Origin of the sequence: Cellulomonas sp. ACRRI (assembly GCF_022346185.1) — a bacterium.
Lineage (GTDB): Bacteria > Actinomycetota > Actinomycetes > Actinomycetales > Cellulomonadaceae > Cellulomonas.
This window is the reverse complement of record NZ_JAKRMS010000022.1, coordinates 1-19217: the sequence shown is the minus strand read 5'-3', so window position 1 is coordinate 19217 and position 19217 is coordinate 1. Positions and strand designations below refer to the sequence as shown.

Below are 19217 nucleotides of genomic sequence, written 5' to 3'. Positions count from 1 at the left end.
TCAGGCCTGCGCCGCGAGGCGGTCCAGTTCGCGCTCCAGCATCGGCAGCAGCGCCGGGTCCGCCAGCGAGCGGAAGTGCCCCGGCGTCGCCAGCCGCACGTTCCGGGCACCCGGCAGCTCGCTGCCGGTCGGGATGTGCGGGTCGAAGCAGGTCGCGACGGACACGATCCGGCCGTGGTCGGCGCGCTGCGCCGCGAGCGCCGTCAGCACCTCGTCGTCCGGCAGGAACGCCCGGATGGACCGCACCGGCAGCAGCCGCGCGTAGGGCGACCCGGAGAACGGCGTGTTGATCGCGACCATGCCGAGCACCCGGTCGCCCACGTCGGCGCGCCCCATGACGCTCTTGCCGATCAGCCCGCCCTTGGAGTGCGCGACGAGGACGACGCCGCGCAGGTCGGCCTCCCGCAGCTGCGCCGCCGCGAGGTCCGCCATGTCCGGGACGCTCCCCCGGTTGAGGCCGAACGGGGCGACGACGTGCACGGGGTGGCCGCCCGCGAACAGGCCGCGGGCCAGCGGCTCCAGGAACCGCCACGTCTCCCAGACGCCGGGCAGCAGCAGCACCGGCGGCCGCCTCGGGTGCGCGGGGCGGGTGTACGAGTCGGGCGACGTGCGGGACAGCAGCCCGCGCGCCTGCCGCCAGCCCGCGTAGGCGTAGTCCTGCCCCCACCACACGGCGCGCCGGGCGCCCTCGGCGGCCGTCAGCACGGCGCCTCGCGCACCCAGCGGGCGAGCAGCGGGGCGTGCGAGGCCATCGCGACGTGCCCGGCGCCGGGCACCTCCCGCACGTCCGCCCGCGGGGCGAGCGCCCCGAGCCGGCGCGCCCACGCCCGCGACGACACCGGGTCGCGCTCGCCCCGGACGATCAGCGCCGGCCCCGGCAGCCGCGCCACCGCACCGGCCGTGTCGTAGGCGAACATGTGCGGCAGCACCGCCGAGTACCAGGACGGGCCGGTGCGCAGGTAGTCGCTGGCCACGACCGCGTTGACCCGCAGCGGCTCGTGCAGGCCGTCCCTCGCCAGCCGGAGCGCCTGGCGCAGCACGGAGGGCGCCTCCGGGTCCACGACCGCGCCGATCAGCAGCACGCGCTCCACCACCTCGGGCGCCCGCAGCATCGCCTCCGCGACGACCTGGGCGCCCATCGAGTGCCCCACCAGCGTCGCCCGCTCGATCCCGCGGTGCCGGAGCACGGCCAGCACGACGTCCGCCAGGTCCTCGACCGCGGGGACGCGGGCCGGGCGGGGGCTGCGGCCGAACCCGGGCAGGTCCGGGACCAGCACCCGCCGGTCGGTGGCGAGCTCGCGGGCCAGCCCCCGGTAGTACCGCTCGGAGACGCCGATCCCGTGCACCAGCACGACCACCGGGTCGTCCGTCCGGCCGACGTCGGTGACCACCACACCCGCGGCGGGGTCGAGCCCGCGCGGCGGGGCGCCGCCGACCGTCCGGGCGAGCAGCCGCCCGGGGTGCCGCCGGTCCCCGTCGCGGGTCGGCGTGTCGGGGGGCGACGACGGCACGGACGGTCTCCTTCGGTTCGGGGGCTGGGGTCCGACTCTGGCGGACTCCGCACGCCCCGGCCACCCGGGCGCCCGCCGGGGTCGCGGCGGCCCCACCCCGGAGCGAGAGTGGGGGCATGCCCAACCGCCTCGCCCGCAGCACCAGCCCGTACCTGCGGCAGCACGCCGAAAACCCGGTCGACTGGTACGAGTGGGGCGAGGAGGCGTTCGCCGAGGCCCGCCGCCGGGACGTGCCGCTGCTGGTCTCGGTGGGGTACGCCGCCTGCCACTGGTGCCACGTGATGGCCCACGAGTCCTTCGAGGACGAGGGCGTCGCCGCGGTGATGAACAGCCGGTTCGTCAACGTGAAGGTCGACCGCGAGGAGCGCCCCGACCTGGACGCGGCGTACATGGCGGCGACGCAGGCGATGACGGGGCAGGGCGGCTGGCCCATGACGGTGTTCGCGACGCCGGAGGGCGACCCGTTCTTCTGCGGCACGTACTTCCCGCCCGTGCCGGTGGCCGGGCGGCCGTCGTTCGGGCAGGTGCTGGAGGCGCTGTCCCGCGCGTGGCGGGAGCGGCGCGACGAGGTGCGCGGCGGGGCGGCGGAGCTGCTGGCGCACCTCGGCGGCCCGGCCCCGGCCGGCGAGGACGGGGGCCCCGCGGGCGATGCGGGCGACGCGGGGACCGACGACGCCGACGGACCCGTCCTCGACCTGGACGCCGTGGCCCGGGTGTCGGACCTGGCGGTCGAGGCCCTGGCCACGGCGTACGACGCCGACCACGGCGGGTTCGGCGGCGCCCCGAAGTTCCCGCCGTCGACCGCGCTGGAGTGGCTGCTCCGGCGGCACGCGCGCACCGGCGACGAGCGCGCCCTCGCGATGGCGACCGGCACCCTCGAGGCGATGGCGCGCGGCGGGATGGCGGACCAGGTCGGGGGCGGGTTCGCCCGGTACGCGGTCGACGGCACGTGGACCGTGCCGCACTTCGAGAAGATGCTCGAGGACAACGCGATGCTGCTGCGGATCGGCGTGCACTGGTGGCGCAGCACCGGGTCGGACCTGGCGCGCCGGGTGGTCGAGGGCACCGCGGACTGGCTGCTGCGCGACCTGCGCACCCCGCAGGGCGCGTTCGCCTCGTCGCTCGACGCCGACACCGAGGGCGTCGAGGGCGCGACGTACGTCTGGACCCGCGCGACTCTGGACGAGGCGCTGGGCCCGGAGGACGGCGCGTGGGCCGCGGCGCTGTTCGGCGTCACCGAGGAGGGCACGTTCGAGGCGGGCACCTCGGTGCTGCAGCTGCGCGCCGACCCGGCGCCGGAGGACGAGGTGCGGTTCTCCCGGGTGCGCCGGGCGCTGCTGCGCGCGCGCACCGCCCGGCCGCAGCCGGCGAGGGACGACAAGGTGGTGGCCGCGTGGAACGGGCTGGCGGTCGCCGCGCTGGCCGAGGCCGGGACCGCCCTGGAGCGGCGCGAGTGGGTCGCGGCGGCGGTCGACGCGGCCCGGCTGCTCGACACCGTGCACACGCTCGACGGCGGCGACGGGCTCCTCCGCCTCGCCCGCACGTCCCGCGACGGCGCCGTCGGCACCGCGCCCGGCGTGCTCACCGACTACGCGGCGGTGGCCGAGGGCTTCCTCGTGCTCGGCGGCGTGACGGGCGACCCGCACTGGGCGGCGCGGGCGTCCGCGCTGCTGGACACCGTGCTCGCGCGCTTCCGGGCCCCGGGCCACGGGTTCCGGGACACCGCGGACGACCAGACCGACCCGGTCGTGGCGCGCCTGGCGACCCGGCCGGACGTCGCGGACGGCCCGTCGGCCGCCGGGCAGTCCGCCGCGGCGGCCGCGCTGCTCGCCCGGGCCGCGCTGTCCGGGTCGGCGACGGACCGCCGGGCCGCGGAGCTGGCCCTGGCGGGGCCCCTGTCCATCGCCCACCAGCACCCGCGCGCGGTGGCGTGGGCGCTGGCGACCGCCGAGGCGGTGCTGGACGGCCCGCGGGAGGTCGCGGTGCTCGGCCGGTCGGACGACCCCGGCCGGGTCGCGCTCGTCCGCGCGGCGGTGCGCTCCCCCGCGCCCGGCCTGGTGCTCGCGCAGGGCGACCCGGACGAGGTGGCGGCGGACCCGGCGGCGGTGCCCCTGCTGCGCGACCGCCCGCTGCTCGGCGGCCGCGCGGCGGCCTACGTCTGCCGGGGCTTCGTCTGCGACCGCCCCACGACCGACCCGGGCACCCTCCGCGCGTCCCTCACCTGACCTGGCCCGCCGACTCTCCACTTCTCGCCTCTGCGCCGCCGCCCGCGCGCAGACACGTTCTGCAGACTCGCCGAGATGGCGGCGCGTCAGCGGTCGCGCTTCTCCCGCATGGCGCGCTGCGCCTCGAGGTTGTCCTGGCGCTCGCGCAGCGCCTGGCGCTTGTCGAACTCCCGCTTGCCGCGCGCCAGGGCGATCTCGACCTTCGCCCGCCCGTCGAGGAAGTACAGGCTCAGCGGGACGATCGTCTGACCCTTCTCGCGGGTCTTCGCCTCGAGCCGGTCGATCTCCTGCCGGTGCAGCAGCAGCTTCCGCTTGCGCCGCGGGGCGTGGTTCGTCCAGGTGCCCTGCGAGTACTCGGGGATGTGCACGCCCTCGAGCCAGGCCTCGCCCGACTCGATCGTGCACCAGCCGTCGACCAGCGACGCACGCCCCGCGCGCAGCGCCTTGACCTCGGTGCCGCTGAGCACGACGCCGGCCTCGAACACGTCCTCGATGAGGTAGTCGTGGCGCGCCTTGCGGTTGGACGCGACGAGCGACCGTCCGCTCTGCTTGGCCATGACTCTCCTCCTGGGGTCGTGCGGGTGCCCCGGCGGGATCCAGGGGCGACGCAGCAGCCTATCCGGCGGCGCGCCGGCCGCCCACCGGATTCCGCTACAGGCCGAGCAGCGGCCGCGGGTTCACGGTCGCGCCGTTGACGTACACCTCGAAGTGCAGGTGGCACGCCGCCGACGTCCCGGTGTTTCCGGAGTAGCCGAGCAGCTGGCCCTGGGACACGTGCTGCCCGCCCCCGACCACGAAGCTCGTCATGTGGTTGTACGACGTCATCAGCGAGCTGCCGTTGTACAGCCCGTGGTCGACCATCACCTGGTTGCCGAACCCGTTGCGCCAGCGCGCCCACTGCACGGTGCCCTCGCGGGCGGCGTAGATCGGGGTGCCGCAGTAGGTGCGCAGGTCGATGCCGGCGTGCAGCCGGTAGTACCCGAGGATCGGGTGCAGCCGCATGCCGTACTCGCTGGTGACGTGGATCGGGTTGATCGACGTCGGGTTGCCGAACAGCGCACCGGACACCGGGCCGGCGGCGGGCGCCGGCTGGCCGGCGGCGGCGGCCGCGGCGGCGGCGCGGGCGCGCTGCTCGTTCGCGACCTTGGTCAGCTCGGACTCGATCGACGCCTTCTCCGCGTCGATCGACGCGATCTCGGCCTCGGCGGCGGCCTTCTGCGACGCCAGCTGCTGCTGCTTCGCGGTCTGCTCCGCGATGAGCCGCTCGACCTCGGCCTTGCGGTCGGCGGCCTCCTGGCGCGCCTGCTCGGCCTCGGCGACCTTGGCGTCCGCCTCGGCCTTCAGCTCGGTGATCCGCTCGCGGACGGCCGTCAGCCGCGCCTGGCTGTTCTTGTTGGCCGCCTCGATGTCGGCGAGCTCGTCGAGCACCTCGTTCTGGGTGCGCTGCGCCGCGGTCGCGAGGCCGTACTGCTCGGTGAACTCCTCGACGGTCTGCGCGCCCACCATGATGCTGAGGCCGGACAGGCTCGGGCCGCCCTGGTAGGCCTGCCGCGCCATCTGGCTGATCTGGCTGCGGATCTGGTCGGACCGCTCGGTGTCGGTGGCGATCGTCGCGCTGATCGACGTCTCCTGGTCCTCGGCGTCCTGCAGGCGCGCGGCGATCAGCTCCGCCTCCCGCTCGTAGCCGGCGAGCGCCTCCTGCGCGGCCGTCAGCGCCGCCTGCGCGGGGGCGAGCTGCTGCTGGACCGCCAGCAGGTCCTGCGCGGTCTGCTGGTACTGCGCGCTCAGGCCCTCGAGCGCCGCCTCGGCGTCGGCCCGCTGCTGGTCGTTCTGCGCCTGCTGCCGCTGCAGCGCGGACTGCCGGTCGTCGAGGTCGTCGCCGACGGCGGGCCCGGCCGCGGTCAGGCCGACCAGGACGGCGAGCGCTCCGGCCAGCGAGCCGGCGACGGCGCGGACGCCGCGCGCGCGGCGGGGGGTGCGGGTGCGCATGCTCGCCATGTCAGACCTTCGTGTAGCGGCTCAGGGTGACCAGGGACGAGATCGCGGCGAGCAGGATCGCGGCAGCCACGAGGAACGGCGCCACCTGCCACACCTCGTTCGTGGTGACGTACGGGATCCAGGCCACCTGGCCGCCCAGCCAGTCCGTCACCAGGTAGCGGACGCCCGCCCACAGCCCGACGACCGACAGCACGGCGCCGATCGTCGCGGCGATCGCGCCCTCGAGCATGAACGGCAGCTGGATGAACAGGTTGGACGCGCCGACCATCCGCATGATCCCGGTCTCCCGCCGGCGGCTCATCGCCGACAGCCGGATCGTCGTGGTGATCAGCAGCACCGCGGCCAGCAGCATCACGCCGGCCAGGCCGAGCGACAGCAGCGTGGCCGAGTTCAGCACCTTGAACAGCGTGTTGTAGAGGTCGCGCTGGTCCTGCACCGTCTCGACGCCCTGGCGGCCCTGGAGCACGTCGGCCACGACCTCGAACTTCTCCGGGTCGGTGAGCTTGATGCGCAGCGACTCGTTCATGTCGTCGACGGTGGTGACCTGCGCCCAGAACTGGCCCTCGAACTGGCGCTGGAACGTCTCGAACGCCTGCTCCTTGGACTCCTCGGTGACGCTCTCCACGTAGGGGGCCACGTCGGGGGCGTCGAGCGCGTCGAGGATCGCCTGCTTCTGGTCGTCGGTGACCTCGCCGCCCGCGCAGGTGGGCTCGGACGAGGTGCCGGCCGGGCAGAGGTACACCGCGACCTCGACCTTGCCGTAGAAGTCGTCCTGCATCTTCGTGATCTGCATCTGCAGCAGCGCGGCCGCGCCGACGAAGGTCAGCGACACGAAGGTCACGAGGACGACCGAGATGGTCATGGAGAGGTTCCGGCGCAGGCCGATGCCGATCTCCGAGAGGATGAACTGCAGTCGCACGTCGATCCTCCCCTCAGCGGTCCGAGCCGTAGACGCCGCGCGACTGGTCGCGCACCATCTCGCCGCCGGACAGCTCGACCACGCGCTTGCGCATCTGGTCGACGATCTCGTCGTCGTGCGTCGCCATGACCACCGTGGTGCCCGTGCGGTTGATCCGGTCGAGCAGGCGCATGATCCCCAGGGAGGTCGTCGGGTCGAGGTTGCCGGTGGGCTCGTCCGCCAGCAGGATCGCCGGCCGGTTCACGAACGCGCGGGCGATGGCGACGCGCTGCTGCTCGCCGCCGGACAGCTCGTGCGGGCGGCGCTTCTCCTTGCCGGCCAGGCCGACCATCTCCAGCACGTCGGGCACGGTCGTGAGGATGTGGTGCCGCGGCTTGCCGATCACCTGGAGCGCGAACGCGACGTTCTCGAACACGGTCTTGTTGTGCAGCAGCCGGAAGTCCTGGAACACCGCGCCGATCTGGCGGCGCAGGTGCGGGACCTTCCAGGACGACAGGGTCGTGAGGTCCTTGCCGGCGACGAAGACCTTGCCGGCCGACGGCCGCTCCTCGCGCAGCGCCAGCCGCAGGAAGGTCGACTTCCCGGAGCCGGACGCGCCGACGAGGAACACGAACTCGCCGCGCTCGACCTCGAGGTCGATGTGGTCCAGCGCGGGGCGCGCGCCGCGCGCGTAGACCTTGGTGACGTTCTCGAATCTGATCACGGGGCTTGGGCGGCCGGTCGGTCGGGGACTGAGGGGCGTGCGGAGGGTGGTGCGACCGGGCCGCGTCGAGCGTAGGCAGCGGCCCGTCGTGACCCCTCCGTGACACGCCGCGCGGCAACCTGTGAGTCGCCCCACCGGGCCCCGCGCCGGGCGTTATGCCCGATTCACACCCTCGTCCGCCCCGATCGGGCGGGAATCAGGCCTCGACGGACGCCTGCCGGCGCCACCGGATGCCCGCCTCGATGAACCCGTCGATGTCGCCGTCGAACACCGCGGAGGTGTTGCCGACCTCGTGCTCGGTCCTCAGGTCCTTGACCATCTGGTACGGGTGCAGCACGTAGGACCGCATCTGGTCGCCCCAGGACGCCTTGATGTCGCCCGCGAGCTCCTTCTTCTTCGCGTCCTCCTCGGCCTTGCGGACCAGGAGCAGGCGGGACTGGAGCACGCGCAGCGCGGCGGCGCGGTTCTGGATCTGCGACTTCTCGTTCTGCATCGACACGACGATGCCGGTCGGGAGGTGGGTCATGCGGACCGCGGAGTCGGTCGTGTTGACCGACTGGCCGCCGGGGCCGGACGACCGGAACACGTCGACCTTGATCTCCGACTCGGGGATCTCGATGTTGTCGTCGCTCTGCTCGATGAGCGGGATGACCTCGACCGCGGCGAACGACGTCTGCCGGCGGCCCTGGTTGTCGAACGGCGAGATGCGCACCAGGCGGTGCGTGCCGGCCTCGACCGAGAGGTGGCCGAACGCGTAGGGCGCCTTCACCTCGAAGGTCGCCGACTTCAGGCCGGCCTCCTCCGCGTACGACGTGTCGAGCACCGTCGTCGGGTAGCCGTGCCGCTCGGCCCAGCGCAGGTACATGCGCATGAGCATCTCGGCGAAGTCCGCCGCGTCGACGCCACCGGCGCCCGCGCGGATCGTCACGACCGCCTCACGCTGGTCGTACTCGCCGTTCAGCAGCGTGCGGACCTCGAGCTCGCCCAGGTCCTTGCGGATCGCGACCAGCTCCGCCTCCGCCTCGGCGAGGGTCTCGGCGTCGCCGCCGTCCTCGGTCGCCATCTCGACGAGGGTCTCGAGGTCGTCGATCCGCCCGCCCAGCTTGTCGACCCGGTCCAGCTCGGACTGCGCGGCGCTGAGCGCGCTGGTGACCTTCTGGGCGGACTCGGGGTCGTCCCACAGGTCGGGGGCGGACGCCTGCTCGGAGAGGTCGGCGATCTTCGCCCGGAGGGCCGTGGGGTCGGACACCGCCTGGATCGACTGCAGGGTGCTGCGCAGGTCGCGGATCTCGGCGGGGAAGTCGGTGGCTGCCACGACGGTCCAGGCTACCCGGTGCCGCACGGAGGTGTGCTCACGGCCGTCGCCACGTCGGTCGGCGGGGACGCGCGCCCGAAGTGGGGACGTAGGTCCCGGCCCGGCGACGGCCCCACTCCGCCAGGGTGATGGTCGAGGACCAGACACCACCCCCGCGGTGTCCAGCCGCTCGTTCCTCCGACGCACGAAGGAGCGCGCGCATGTCCATGCCCCGGTGGCGGCCGGCAGCCGCCCTGGTCGCCACGATCCTGCTGCTGACGACGCTCGGTCCACCGGCGACGGCCGCCGACCCTCCCGCGTCCACCTCGGACGGGCCGGGTGGCGAGACCTCCTCGGTCGAGGTGGGCGCTGAGTTGCGCGCCAGCCTCACGACCACCGCGGACGAGATGGAGACGATCACCTTCTCGGAGTTCCCGGTCGGCACGGCGATCACGACGCAGTACCAGCAGCGCGGCATCGCCTTCGGCGGCGACGCACCGTTCATCGCCCAGACGGCTCGAACCCCACCAGCCCGGTGCTGTCCGGCACGCCCACGTTCCAGGGGGCGATCGAGGGGCGGTTCGTCCGTGCGGACGGTTCGCCGCGCACGGTGAACCACCTCGCGCTGTCGGTCGGGTACATCGACACACGGAAGAGCGTGCGGGTGATCGCCCGGGACGCGGACGGCGCCGAGCTGCTCTCGGTGCCGCTCGACGCTCTCGGGATCGTCCGGGTGACGATCACGCAGTCCCGCATGGCCTCGTTCCGGGTCGAGGCGGTCGCCGCCGAGCCGGCCGGGTTCGCCATCGACAACGTGACCTTCCTCTCCGCGTCCGCGCCGGACGTCGTGCACGTCGACACCTACGTCGCGCTGGGTGACTCGTTCCAGTCCGGCGAGGGCGCCGGGAACTACGAACCCGGGACCGACTGGGACGGCAACAGCTGCCGGCGCTCCTACGCTGCGTACCCGCACCTCCTGCTCCAGCGGGGCACCACCCGGCTGTCGCTGGACTTCCGCGCCTGCTCGGGCGCCGTGATGCGTGACATGTACCGCGCGCAGAAGGCCGACCAGGGTCCCCAGCTCGGAGCCCTCGGGTCGGACACCCGGCTCGTCACGGTGGGCATCGGGGGGAACGACCTGGGCTTCGTCGGGACACTGGCTGGATGCCTCCTCTCGCACGCGATCGGCGACTGGGCCGACCCGGTGACCAACTGGTGGCGCAGCTGCGCACGCAACCAGGGACCTGCGATCGACGCCAAGATCGCCGAGCTCCGGGAGGGGACCCTCGCGCGCGAGCTGTCCGACCTCTACGCCGACATCCGACGTCGGGCGCCGAACGCACGGGTCGTCGTCGTGGATTACCCGCAGTTCTTCACCCCGACAGGCCTCGGCGGGTACTCGGGCTGCGCCGGGGTGCGGTCCTCCGACCAGGTGTGGCTCAACGAGAAGGTCCGGCAGGCGAACGAGGCGATCGCCTCGATCGCGACCCGCGCGGGGTTCGAGCACGCCTCCATGACCACCGCCCTGGCCGGGCACCACCTGTGCGACGCCGAGCCCGGGATGAACCCGTTCTCGCTCGAGAACGTCTCCGGGTCGTTCCACCCGAACGCGCTCGGCCACGCGCTCATGGCCAACCGCGTCGCTTCGACGATCGGCTCCCCGATGCGCCCGAGTGTCGTGGTCAGGTCCCGGCAGACGGTCACCACCCACTACACGGTGCGCGGCTCGGTGATCGACCTCGACGCGTTCTTCCCGCCGTACCTCGCGCCCGACGCGGGCTCACGGACGACCACGGCGCTCTCCGAGGTGGTGATCGCGCCGGAGCGCCGCGACGTGGTCACGTCGCTCGTCTCACCGTCCGGAACCCGCTACTCCCGCGACACCCCGCGCGACGCCGAGCACGAGGTGGGGCCGACGTTCGAGCACTGGACGATCCGCGACCCCGAGCCCGGGGTATGGACCGTGGAGATGTTCGGTGCCGACGTGCCCGAGGAGGGCGCGGGGGTCGTGTCCTCCTTCGTCGACCACGTCGCGCCGAACCAGCCGCCCACCGCCGAGGTCGTCGCGACTCCCGGGTCGTCGCTGCTCCCCGGCAGCGTGGCCGGTGCGGGGACGTACACGTTCGACGCGTCGGGCTCCACGGACCTCGACGGGCGGATCGTGGAGTACCGGTGGGAGTTCGGCGACGGCACCACCGCCTCCGGGCAGGTGGTGACCCACACGTTCACGCCGGGGGTGTACGACGTGACGCTCGTGGTGACGGACGACTCGGGCGCCCTCGGGTTCGGGCACCCCGAGGACGAGATCACCGTCGCGCTCGGGCCGATGCTGCCCGGCGGGGGCGGCTCGGGACCGGTGCCGCTGTGGTGAACCCAGCAGGCTCGGGGCCCGGCGGAGCCGCTCCGCCGGGCCCCCAGCCCGCGCCGTCGTGGTGGTCGACCTGGGGCCTGTTCCTGGTGGTGACGGGCATCGGCTGGCTCCCGCTCCCGATGGTGACCATGTGGGGGTGGGTCGTGCTGGGCGGTGCACACGGCGTGTTCTGGGGAGGCAACCCGCCCCTCGCCGGGCTCGGCACGCTGATGTGGGCCGCGTCCGCACTGCTGCTGGTTGGCCCGGGCTGCCTCGCGAGCTCCCGGTTGTGGCCGCTCAAGCACCGGCTGATGGTGGCGGCGCCCGTCGGCGCGGCCTGGTTCGCGCTCGGGCGCTTCGTACTGCCCGCCCCCGGCGTCCCCGGCTCGATCCGCTCGACCACGGACGCGCTCGCGCCCCTGCTGCTCGGGTGATGATGGCCCCGGGAGGCCGTCCCGCTACGGTGTGAGCGTGAACACGCCCGCACCCTCCGGACAGCAGCACCCCCTCGCCCACGGCGCGCACCGCGCCGTGATCGCCGAGGTCGGGGCCAGCGTCCGCTCCTACAGCGTCGGCGGCCGCGACGTCGTGCTGCCGTTCGACGAGTCCGACCTGGCCCCGGCCTTCTCCGGCGCCGTCCTCGCCCCGTGGCCCAACCGGCTGCGGGACGGGCAGTACACCTGGGACGGCACCGACTACCAGGTCGCCGTCACCGAGCCCGACCGCATGACCGCCCTGCACGGCCTGGTGGCCCAGGTCCGGTACGCGAAGGTCGCCTCCGAGACCGGCCCCGACGGCGACACTTCCGTCACGCTGCGGCACGACCTGGTCCCGACGCCGGGCTACCCGTGGTCGCTGCGCGTCGACGTCACCTACTCGCTGTCCGACGCCGGGCTGCGGGTGCACGTCGCCACGACCAACCTGGACGCGACGGCCGCCCCGTACGGCATCGGCTTCCACCCGTGGCTGTCTCCCGGCGACGCCGCCGTGGACGACTGCACGCTGCGCGTCGACGCCGCGTCGCAGGTGACCGTCGACGACCGCCTGCTGCCGACCGGCACCCGCCCGCTGTCCGGCGCCGAGGACCGCCGCACGCCGCAGCCGCTGGCCGGCGTGGCGCTGGACGACGCGTTCGTCGACGTCACCCGCGACGCCGACGGGCTGTCCTGGATCGTGCTCGGGTCGCCGGACGGCCACGGCGCGGCGATGTGGATGGACTCCTCGATGGACACCTGGCAGGTGTGCACCGGCAACGGCATCCCGAAGATCGACCGCCGGGGCGTCGCCGCCGAGCCGATGAGCTGCATCGCCGACGCGTTCCGCACCGGCGAGCGTCTGGTCCGCCTGGAGCCGGGCGCCACCCACGAGGTCACCTGGGGCATGACCCTGTCCTGACGGGCCCGCCCCGCCGAGCCCCGAGCAGCCCCGCCCAGGCCCGAGCACCGCGCCGAGATAGGACACCGCGGCCGAGGTAGGACCGCAGACGGTCCTACCTCGGCGCGGAGGTCCTACCTCGGCGCAGGATCCGGCCCGGCACCGGGTCCCCGGTACGCGAACGGCCCCGCCTCCCGAAGGAGGCGGGGCCGTTCCGCGTCGCGGGGCGCCCCGCGTCAGCCGTAGTACTCGCCGTCGGCCATGACGCCCTTGGTGTACTCCCAGTGCCAGCGCTCGTACGGGCCGGAGCCGCCGGGGCGCGCCCAGTCGGGGTTCTCCCAGCCGAACACCGGCGCGTTCTCGTTCAGCCACTCCCACTGCGCGCCCGTGGTCTGCGAGGTGCACAGGTCGACCGCGAGGCCCCAGCCGTGGTTGCTGCGGCCCGCCGGGGCGGCGAGCGAGCCCTTGGCCGCCTTGACGGCGCGCTGCTCGGCGAGGGTGCGGTAGCCGCTGGACAGGCAGAGGTCGGTGCCCCACCGGGTGACCCACATGGCGTTGAGCTCGGCGAGCGCCTCGGCGGCGTCGGCGCGCAGCTGGGTCTTGCCGTCCCACAGGTAGCAGAGGTCGGACTGCGGGAGCTGGCCGTTGGCGCTGGCCGTGCCGGCGTCGCCGTCGCAGCCGGGCAGGATCTCGCGCTCCTCGCTGCGGCTGACGTCGACCTGCGCGCGCAGCGCGGTCGCGTCGCTCGACACGAGCGAGGCCGGCGGGAGCACGGAGGTGGCGGACGAGGTGAGCGCCTCGACCGTGCTCGGCAGCGTCGCGTCGGCCTGCGCGTCGGTGAAGCCGTCCTCGCTGCGGGCCGCGCCCTGCGACAGCGGGACGGCGACCGTGACGGCGGCCAGCGTGACGAGCACGCCGGCGCGGGTGCCCCAGCGGGCCAGCGGGCTGGTGCGCCGGCGGTGCTCGGCGACGGCGACGGGCGCCTCGACGGCGGGGGCCGCGGTGGCGGCACGTCGCGTCCGGGACGCCTCCCGGAGCTGGCGCCGGGTGGGGGCACCGGCGTCGGCGGCGGGCTGCACGCGGTGCGACGCCACGGGACCTCCGAGCACGGGCAGGCGACAGGTCGCCGACGGACGAGGGGCGCCACCCGGGGAGGGCGGCGCGCTGGGAGCGCGACCGCCGGGGGGATCCGGGTGAGCGATCACGAAACCATAACGGCAGCGCCCCGCCCGTTCCAACCCCCCGACCGGGGGTAGCTGACGGATCATCGGCGTGTCGCGCCTGTTCACCCACCGGGACCACTCTGTCGTGTGACGAAGGTCCCACGAACGGCCCAGCGACGGGCGCTCAGGCCCCGGTCCGGTGCCGGAAGGTGCCGCGCTGCATGGCGTCACGGACCTCGCCGACGAGCTCCTCGAGGATGTCCTCCAGGAAGACGACGCCCACCGCGCGGCCACCGTCCTCGACGCGCGCGAGGTGCACGCCCGAGCGCTGCATGGCGGTCAGGGCCTCCTCGACCTCGTCACCCGGTGCCACGACCGCGAGCGCCCGCACGCGCCAGGTCGGCACCGGGAGCCGGCGCGAGCCGTCGTCCGCGTACAGCACGTCCTTGACGTGCAGGTAGCCGCCGGGCGCACCGTCCCGCCCGAGCACCGGGAACCGGCTGTACCCGGTCCGGGCGACGAGCCGCTCCACCTCGTCGGGCGTCACGTCGACCGGCACGGTGACGAGGTCCGCGACGGGGACCATCACGTCGGCCGCGGTGCGGTCGGAGAACTCCAGCGCACCGGAGAGCAGGCCCTGCTCGTCGTCCAACAGCCCCTCCGCCTGCGACTGCTCGACGATCGACTGCACCTCCTCGGCGGTGAACGCCGAGGCGACCTCGTCGCGCGGGTCCACCCGGAACAGCCGCAGCACGTGGTTCGCGATCCAGTTCAGGGCCGCGATGACCGGCCGCACCACCCGCCCGAGCCAGACCAGCGGCGGGCCGAACACCAGCACCGCCCGGTCCGGGCCGGACACCGCCAGGTTCTTCGGCACCATCTCGCCGAGCACCACGTGCAGGTAGACGACGACCAGCAGCGCGACGACGAACGCGATGGGGTGCGCCAGGCTCGTGCTGACCCCGAGGGCGTGCAGCGGGTCCTCGATCAGGTGGGCGATCGCCGGCTCGGCGACCAGGCCGAGGCTCGTCGAGCAGACGGTCACGCCGAGCTGGGCGCACGCCAGCATGAGGGACACGTGCTCCATCGCCCACAGCACGGTGGTCGCCCGCCGGTCGCCCGCGGCGGCCAGCGGCTCGATCGCGGAGCGGCGCGCGGAGATGATCGCGAACTCGGCCGCGACGAAGAACGCGTTGCCGGCGAGCAGCGCGACCGCGAGCGCCAGGGCCACCGCCGGGCTCACCGGGCGCTCCCCTCGGCGCCGGCGGGCGCGTGCGCCGGACGCACGAGCACGCGCTCCACCCGACGGCGGGCCATCGTCTCGACCCGCAGCAGCACGTCGCCGGCCAGGACCTCGTCGCCGGCCTCCGGCACGCGGCCGAGCGCGGCCATCACCAGGCCGCCGAGCGTCTCGTACGGGCCGTCCTCCGGGACGACCAGGCCGGTGGTCTCGGTGAGCTCGTCGGGCCGGAGCAGCCCCGACACGACCCACGCGCCGTCCGAGCGCCGCGAGGCCGCGGTGCGCCGGCGGTCGTGCTCGTCCGCGACGTCACCGACCAGCTCCTCGACGACGTCCTCGAGCGTCACGACGCCCGACGTGCCGCCGTACTCGTCCACGACGACGGCCATCTGCAGGCCGTGCTCGCGCAGCTCGACCAGCAGCGGGCCGAGGTGCACGGTCTCGGGGACCCGGGGCGCGTCGACCATGAGCGCGGCCGCGGGCACCTCGTCCCGGCGCTCGTACGGCACCGCGATCGCCCGGCGCAGGTGCACCAGGCCCACGATGTCGTCGGAGTCGTCGCCGATCACGGGGAACCGGGAGTGCCCCGTCTCCCGGGACAGCCGGACGACGTCGGTCGCCGTGTCGCCGCGCCGGAGCACGACGACCCGCTGGCGGTCGGTCATCACGTCCACGGCCGTGAGGTCGGTGAACTCGATGGAGTTCGTCAGCAGGGTCGCGGTCGACTCGTCGAGGGTGCCCTGCTGGGCGGAGCGCTTCACCAGCGCGGCGAGCTCCTGCGGCGACCGGCCGCCCGACAGCTCCTCGCGCGGCTCGACGCCGAGCCGGCGCAGCAGCGCGTTCGCGCTCGAGTTGAACAGCGTGATCAGCGGCCGCAGCGCGGAGGTGAACCCCGCCTGGAGCGGCGCGACCCAGCGCGCGGTCCCGAGCGGGCGGCTGATCGCGAAGTTCTTCGGCACCAGCTCGCCGAACAGCATGGAGAAGCCGTTGACCAGGACGAGCGTGACCACCAGCGCCACGCCCCCGCCGATCGCCGGGCCGAGGAACGACCCGCGCAGCGGCTCGGCGAGCAGCGCGTTCACCGCGGGCTGGGTGGTGTAGCCGAGCAGCACGGTGGTCACGGTGATGCCCACCTGGGCGCCGGACAGCTCCGTGGACAGCCGGCGCAGCGCCTTGAGCACGCTCTGCCCGCGGCGGTCGTCGGGCCGGGTCTGGCCCTCGACGACGCCCGGGTCGAGCGTGACGAGGGAGAACTCGCTCGCGACGAACACGGCGGCGCCGGCGGTGAGCACGACGCCGAGGGCCACGAGCAGCCAGTCGGTCAGCACGGGTCACCCCCCGCCGTCGCGCGGGTGCGGCGGTGCCGGGACGCGCGCGGGGAGGGTCAGGAGGCAGGAAGGGCCGGCATGGTCTCCCCCGGGCGCGTCGGCCCGGGAGGGACGCCGGCAGCGACTTGAGCTGCTCATGGTGGCGCAATCATACGAAACCTCCACACCCGCGCTCTACGCTGGCGGGATGACGTTCGCATCCCGCCCCGGTGCCGCCGCCGGAACCCCCGCGGGCGCCCCGGGCGCCGCGTCCACCTCCGTCCTCGTCGTCGAGGACGAGCCCGCCATCGCGACGGCCGTCGCGCGCCGGCTCTCCGCCGAGGGCTGGCAGGTGGAGACGGTCGGCGACGGCCTGCAGGCGGTCGACGCCGCGGCCCGCCTGGCGCCCGACGTCGTCGTGCTCGACGTGATGCTGCCCGGCATCGACGGCCTCGAGGTGTGCCGCCGGATCCAGGCCGACCGCCCGGTACCCGTGCTGATGCTGACGGCCCGGGACGACGAGACGGACATGCTGATCGGCCTCGGCGTCGGCGCGGACGACTACATGACCAAGCCGTTCTCGATGCGCGAGCTCGTCGCCCGGGTCAAGGCCCTGCTGCGCCGCCAGCAGCGCGCCGCGCTGGCCGCCGAGCTCGCCGCCGCGGGCTCCGGGTCCGCCGAGCCGCCGGTCGCCGTCGGCGACGTGGTCATCGACCGCGCGCAGCGCCGCGTGCACCGCGGGGGCGAGGAGGTGCACCTCACGCCGACCGAGTTCGACCTGCTGCTCGCGCTCGCCGCGAGCCCGCGCACGGTGCTCACCCGGGAGCGCCTGCTGGCCGAGGTGTGGGACTGGGTGGACGCCTCCGGGACCCGCACCGTCGACTCGCATGTGAAGGCCCTGCGCAGGAAGCTCGGCGCCGACCTCATCCGGACCGTGCACGGCGTGGGCTACGCCCTGGAGCCGGCCACCGCGCCCGGCGCGACCCCGGGAGGCGGCACGGCGTGACGGGCCCGTCGACGCCCCGGCACCAGCGGACCGCCCGGGTGGGCCGGCTGCCGGACGTGCGGCCGCTCGACCGGCTCCGGTCGATCAAGATCAAGCTCGGCGTCCTGGTGGCCGCGGCGGTGTTCGTCGCGGCGCTGCTCACCTGGATCGGGCTGAACAACGCGCTCGGACCGACGCGGACCTTCCCGATCGTCATCGTCCTCGCCCTGGTGATGACCCAGATCCTCGCGCGGGGCATGACGTCGCCGCTGCGGGAGATGACCTCCGCGGCGCGCGCGATGGCCGCCGGCGACTACAGCCGCCGGGTGCGGGCCACCAGCCGGGACGAGGTCGGGGAGCTCGCCACCGCGTTCAACCGGATGGCCGACGACCTGGAGCAGGCGGACTCCCTGCGCCGGGAGATGGTCGCGAACGTGTCGCACGAGCTCCGCACGCCGGTGACGGCGCTCCAGGCGCAGCTCGAGAACATCGTCGACGGCGTCGAGGACCCGGACCCCGAGGCGATGCGCGCCGCGCTCGCGCAGACCCAGCGCCTGAGCCGGCTGGTGGCGACGCTGCTCGACCTGTCGCGCCTGGAGGCCGGCGCCGTCGACCTGCAGGTGACCGACGTGCCGGTGCAGCAGTTCCTGGAGGAGGCGGCGCAGGAGGGGCGGCTGGTCGGGGCGTCGAAGGACCTCACGTTCCCCGTGGTCGTGGACCCGCCCGACCTCACCCTCCCGGCGGACCGGGAGCGGCTGCACCAGGTCGTGGCCAACCTCGTGCAGAACGCCGTCCGGCACTCCCCCCGCGGCGCGCCGGTCCGGCTGGAGGCGCACCGCGCCGGCGGATTCGTGCGGCTCGACGTCGTCGACCAGGGCCCCGGCATCGCGGCCGACCAGCGCGAGCGGGTCTTCGAGCGGTTCGCGCGCGGCAACACCCCCGCGATCACCGGGCAGATCTCCACCGGCGGCACCGGCCTGGGGCTGTCGATCGTGCGGTGGGCGGTGACCCTGCACGGCGGGACCGTCGAGGTGGCGGACAGCGAGTCGGGCTGCACGATGCGGGTGATGCTGCCCTCGCGCCGCACCTCGCGGCCGACGACCGCGGCGTTCTGAGGCCGCCGGACCGCCCGCCCGCCCCCGGCTCCGTCGGGCGGCGGAGGTGGCGGTGCCCGACGGCTCCGCCTCGCGGCTGATCCGCCGGGTGGGGCCGCGTCCCTAGGGTCGAGGCATGCCACCCGACGCGACGCACGCCATCGAGGTCTCCCACCTCACGAAGACGTTCGGCCAGGTCCGGGCCGTGGACGACCTGAGCTTCACGGTCCGCCCCGGGCGGGTCACCGGGTTCCTCGGACCGAACGGCGCCGGCAAGACGACGACGCTGCGCATGCTGCTCGGCCTCGTGCAGCCCACCGCCGGCACCGCCACCATCGGCGGCCGCCGGTACGGGGCGCTCGACCGCCCGATGCGCACCGTCGGCGCCGCGCTGGAGGCCGCCGACTTCCACCCCGGCCGCACGGCGCTGGACCACCTGCGGGTGTACGCGCCTCAGGCCGGCGTCCCGGACCGCCGCGCGCACGAGGTGCTCGATCTCGTCGGCCTCACCGCGGCCGCGAAGCGCCGGGTCGGCGGGTTCTCGCTCGGCATGCGCCAGCGGCTGGCGCTGGCGACGACGCTGCTCGGCGACCCGCCGGTGCTGCTGCTCGACGAGCCGGCCAACGGCCTGGACCCCGAGGGCATCCGGTGGCTGCGCGACCTGCTGCGCGCGCTCGCCGCCCAGGGGCGCACCGTGCTGGTGTCCTCGCACGTGCTGTCCGAGGTCCAGCAGACCGTGGACGACGTGGTGATCATCGCCGGCGGCCGGCTGGTGCACGCCTCGACGCTCGCCGAGCTGAGCGGGCTCGCCGAGCCGCGGGTCCGGGTCGCCTCCCCCGACGCCGCCGGGCTGGACGCGCTCGTCGCGGGCGCCGGCTGGCAGCGCGCCGCGGACGCGCCCCCGGCCCCCGGGGTCGCCGAGCTGGTCGGCACCGACGTCGCGGCCGTCGGGCACGCGGCGTTCGCCGCGGGGCTCGAGCTGCACGAGCTCGCCACGCGCGGCGTCGGCCTCGAGGACGTGTTCCTGCGCCTCACCGCCCCGGCCCCGGTGCGC

At 74.7% G+C, this 19217-nt stretch carries 18 protein-coding genes; 8 read left to right on the top strand and 10 right to left on the bottom strand.

Translation table 11 applies throughout. From position 1 onward, the window contains the following. Together MHY85_RS06610 and MHY85_RS06605 are read right to left on the bottom strand one after the other, a co-directional pair. Positions 1 to 705, bottom strand: coding sequence for a triacylglycerol lipase (locus tag MHY85_RS06610; protein WP_239194402.1), 705 nt, complete (start codon positions 703 to 705; stop codon positions 1 to 3). Next, a complete protein-coding gene (locus MHY85_RS06605) occupies positions 699 to 1511 on the bottom strand; it encodes an alpha/beta fold hydrolase (RefSeq protein ID WP_239194400.1) in 813 nt (270 codons plus the stop codon). Before MHY85_RS06605 ends, MHY85_RS06610 begins: the two co-directional genes overlap by 7 nt. A gap of 116 nt (positions 1512 to 1627) precedes the next feature. Between MHY85_RS06605 and MHY85_RS06600 the strand changes: the two genes are divergently transcribed. Continuing rightward, entirely contained in the window at positions 1628 to 3736 is a 2109-nt protein-coding gene (locus MHY85_RS06600) for a thioredoxin domain-containing protein (RefSeq protein WP_239194398.1), read from the top strand. An 86-nt stretch (positions 3737 to 3822) separates the two neighbouring features. On the opposite strand, the gene smpB is transcribed toward MHY85_RS06600, so the two are convergent. The 5 genes from smpB to prfB all read right to left on the bottom strand — a co-directional run bounded on the left by smpB (position 3823) and on the right by prfB (position 8671). After that, complete coding sequence (smpB, locus tag MHY85_RS06595; RefSeq protein WP_154728081.1) at positions 3823 to 4293, bottom strand: SsrA-binding protein SmpB; 471 nt, start codon at positions 4291 to 4293, stop codon at positions 3823 to 3825. 94 nt (positions 4294 to 4387) lie between these two features. Then, a complete protein-coding gene (locus MHY85_RS06590; protein WP_239194396.1) occupies positions 4388 to 5725 on the bottom strand; it encodes a M23 family metallopeptidase in 1338 nt (445 codons plus the stop codon). Positions 5726 to 5735: 10 nt separating this feature from the next. Beyond that, on the bottom strand, positions 5736 to 6653 hold the full coding sequence (gene ftsX / locus MHY85_RS06585) for a permease-like cell division protein FtsX (RefSeq protein ID WP_239194394.1): 918 nt from the start codon (positions 6651 to 6653) through the stop codon (positions 5736 to 5738). A 13-nt stretch (positions 6654 to 6666) separates the two neighbouring features. Beyond that, a complete protein-coding gene (gene ftsE, locus MHY85_RS06580) occupies positions 6667 to 7356 on the bottom strand; it encodes a cell division ATP-binding protein FtsE (RefSeq protein WP_154728078.1) in 690 nt (229 codons plus the stop codon). A 196-nt stretch (positions 7357 to 7552) separates the two neighbouring features. Next, positions 7553 to 8671: a peptide chain release factor 2 gene (gene prfB / locus MHY85_RS06575; protein WP_158372414.1), complete on the bottom strand. Its 1119-nt coding sequence runs from the start codon at positions 8669 to 8671 to the stop codon at positions 7553 to 7555. A 200-nt stretch (positions 8672 to 8871) separates the two neighbouring features. Here prfB and MHY85_RS06570 point away from each other — a divergent pair, with 200 nt between their 5' ends. The 4 genes from MHY85_RS06570 to MHY85_RS06555 are packed head-to-tail and all read left to right on the top strand — an operon-like array spanning position 8872 to position 12395. Further along, positions 8872 to 9264, top strand: a complete 393-nt coding sequence (locus MHY85_RS06570) for a hypothetical protein (RefSeq protein ID WP_239194392.1) — start codon at positions 8872 to 8874, stop codon at positions 9262 to 9264. After that, on the top strand, positions 9261 to 11021 hold the full coding sequence (locus tag MHY85_RS06565; protein ID WP_239194390.1) for a GDSL-type esterase/lipase family protein: 1761 nt from the start codon (positions 9261 to 9263) through the stop codon (positions 11019 to 11021). Before MHY85_RS06570 ends, MHY85_RS06565 begins: the two co-directional genes overlap by 4 nt. Continuing rightward, positions 11015 to 11434, top strand: a complete 420-nt coding sequence (locus MHY85_RS06560) for a hypothetical protein (protein WP_239194388.1) — start codon at positions 11015 to 11017, stop codon at positions 11432 to 11434. The genes MHY85_RS06565 and MHY85_RS06560 overlap by 7 nt, the downstream gene beginning before the upstream one ends. 37 nt (positions 11435 to 11471) lie before the next feature. Beyond that, the gene (locus MHY85_RS06555; protein ID WP_239194386.1) at positions 11472 to 12395 is read left to right on the top strand and encodes an aldose 1-epimerase family protein; all 924 of its coding nucleotides are present in this window, start codon (positions 11472 to 11474) and stop codon (positions 12393 to 12395) included. Positions 12396 to 12610: 215 nt separating this feature from the next. On the opposite strand, the gene MHY85_RS06550 is transcribed toward MHY85_RS06555, so the two are convergent. From MHY85_RS06550 to MHY85_RS06540, 3 genes are all read right to left on the bottom strand, one after another. Further along, positions 12611 to 13468 carry a M15 family metallopeptidase gene (locus MHY85_RS06550; protein ID WP_239194384.1) on the bottom strand — a complete coding sequence of 286 codons (858 nt, stop codon included), beginning with the start codon at positions 13466 to 13468 and terminating at the stop codon, positions 12611 to 12613. A 253-nt stretch (positions 13469 to 13721) separates the two neighbouring features. Beyond that, complete coding sequence (locus MHY85_RS06545; RefSeq protein ID WP_239194382.1) at positions 13722 to 14780, bottom strand: hemolysin family protein; 1059 nt, start codon at positions 14778 to 14780, stop codon at positions 13722 to 13724. Then, positions 14777 to 16105 (bottom strand): hemolysin family protein, encoded by a 1329-nt coding sequence (locus tag MHY85_RS06540; RefSeq protein WP_239194380.1) that lies wholly within the window; start codon positions 16103 to 16105, stop codon positions 14777 to 14779. The genes MHY85_RS06545 and MHY85_RS06540 overlap by 4 nt, the downstream gene beginning before the upstream one ends. A 187-nt stretch (positions 16106 to 16292) precedes the next feature. On the opposite strand from MHY85_RS06540, the gene MHY85_RS06535 reads away from it, so the two are divergent. The 3 genes from MHY85_RS06535 to MHY85_RS06525 form a co-directional block, all read left to right on the top strand. Next, on the top strand, positions 16293 to 17090 hold the full coding sequence (locus tag MHY85_RS06535; RefSeq protein WP_239194378.1) for a response regulator transcription factor: 798 nt from the start codon (positions 16293 to 16295) through the stop codon (positions 17088 to 17090). After that, positions 17087 to 18184 carry an ATP-binding protein gene (locus MHY85_RS06530; protein ID WP_239194376.1) on the top strand — a complete coding sequence of 366 codons (1098 nt, stop codon included), beginning with the start codon at positions 17087 to 17089 and terminating at the stop codon, positions 18182 to 18184. The genes MHY85_RS06535 and MHY85_RS06530 overlap by 4 nt, the downstream gene beginning before the upstream one ends. A 115-nt stretch (positions 18185 to 18299) precedes the next feature. Continuing rightward, positions 18300 to 19217: ABC transporter ATP-binding protein (locus tag MHY85_RS06525; RefSeq protein WP_239194364.1), on the top strand; the 918-nt coding region annotated here is incomplete at its 3' end.

Excerpts from the sequence above, each read along its gene's own strand:
- MHY85_RS06590 (WP_239194396.1), bottom strand. The coding sequence starts at position 5,725 with ATGCGCACCCGCACCCCCCGCCGCGCGCGCGGCGTCCGCGCCGTCGCC.
- MHY85_RS06600 (WP_239194398.1), top strand. The coding sequence starts at position 1,628 with ATGCCCAACCGCCTCGCCCGCAGCACCAGCCCGTACCTGCGGCAGCAC.
- MHY85_RS06535 (WP_239194378.1), top strand. The coding sequence starts at position 16,293 with ATGACGTTCGCATCCCGCCCCGGTGCCGCCGCCGGAACCCCCGCGGGC.
- MHY85_RS06570 (WP_239194392.1), top strand. The coding sequence starts at position 8,872 with ATGTCCATGCCCCGGTGGCGGCCGGCAGCCGCCCTGGTCGCCACGATC.
- smpB (WP_154728081.1), bottom strand. The coding sequence starts at position 4,293 with ATGGCCAAGCAGAGCGGACGGTCGCTCGTCGCGTCCAACCGCAAGGCG.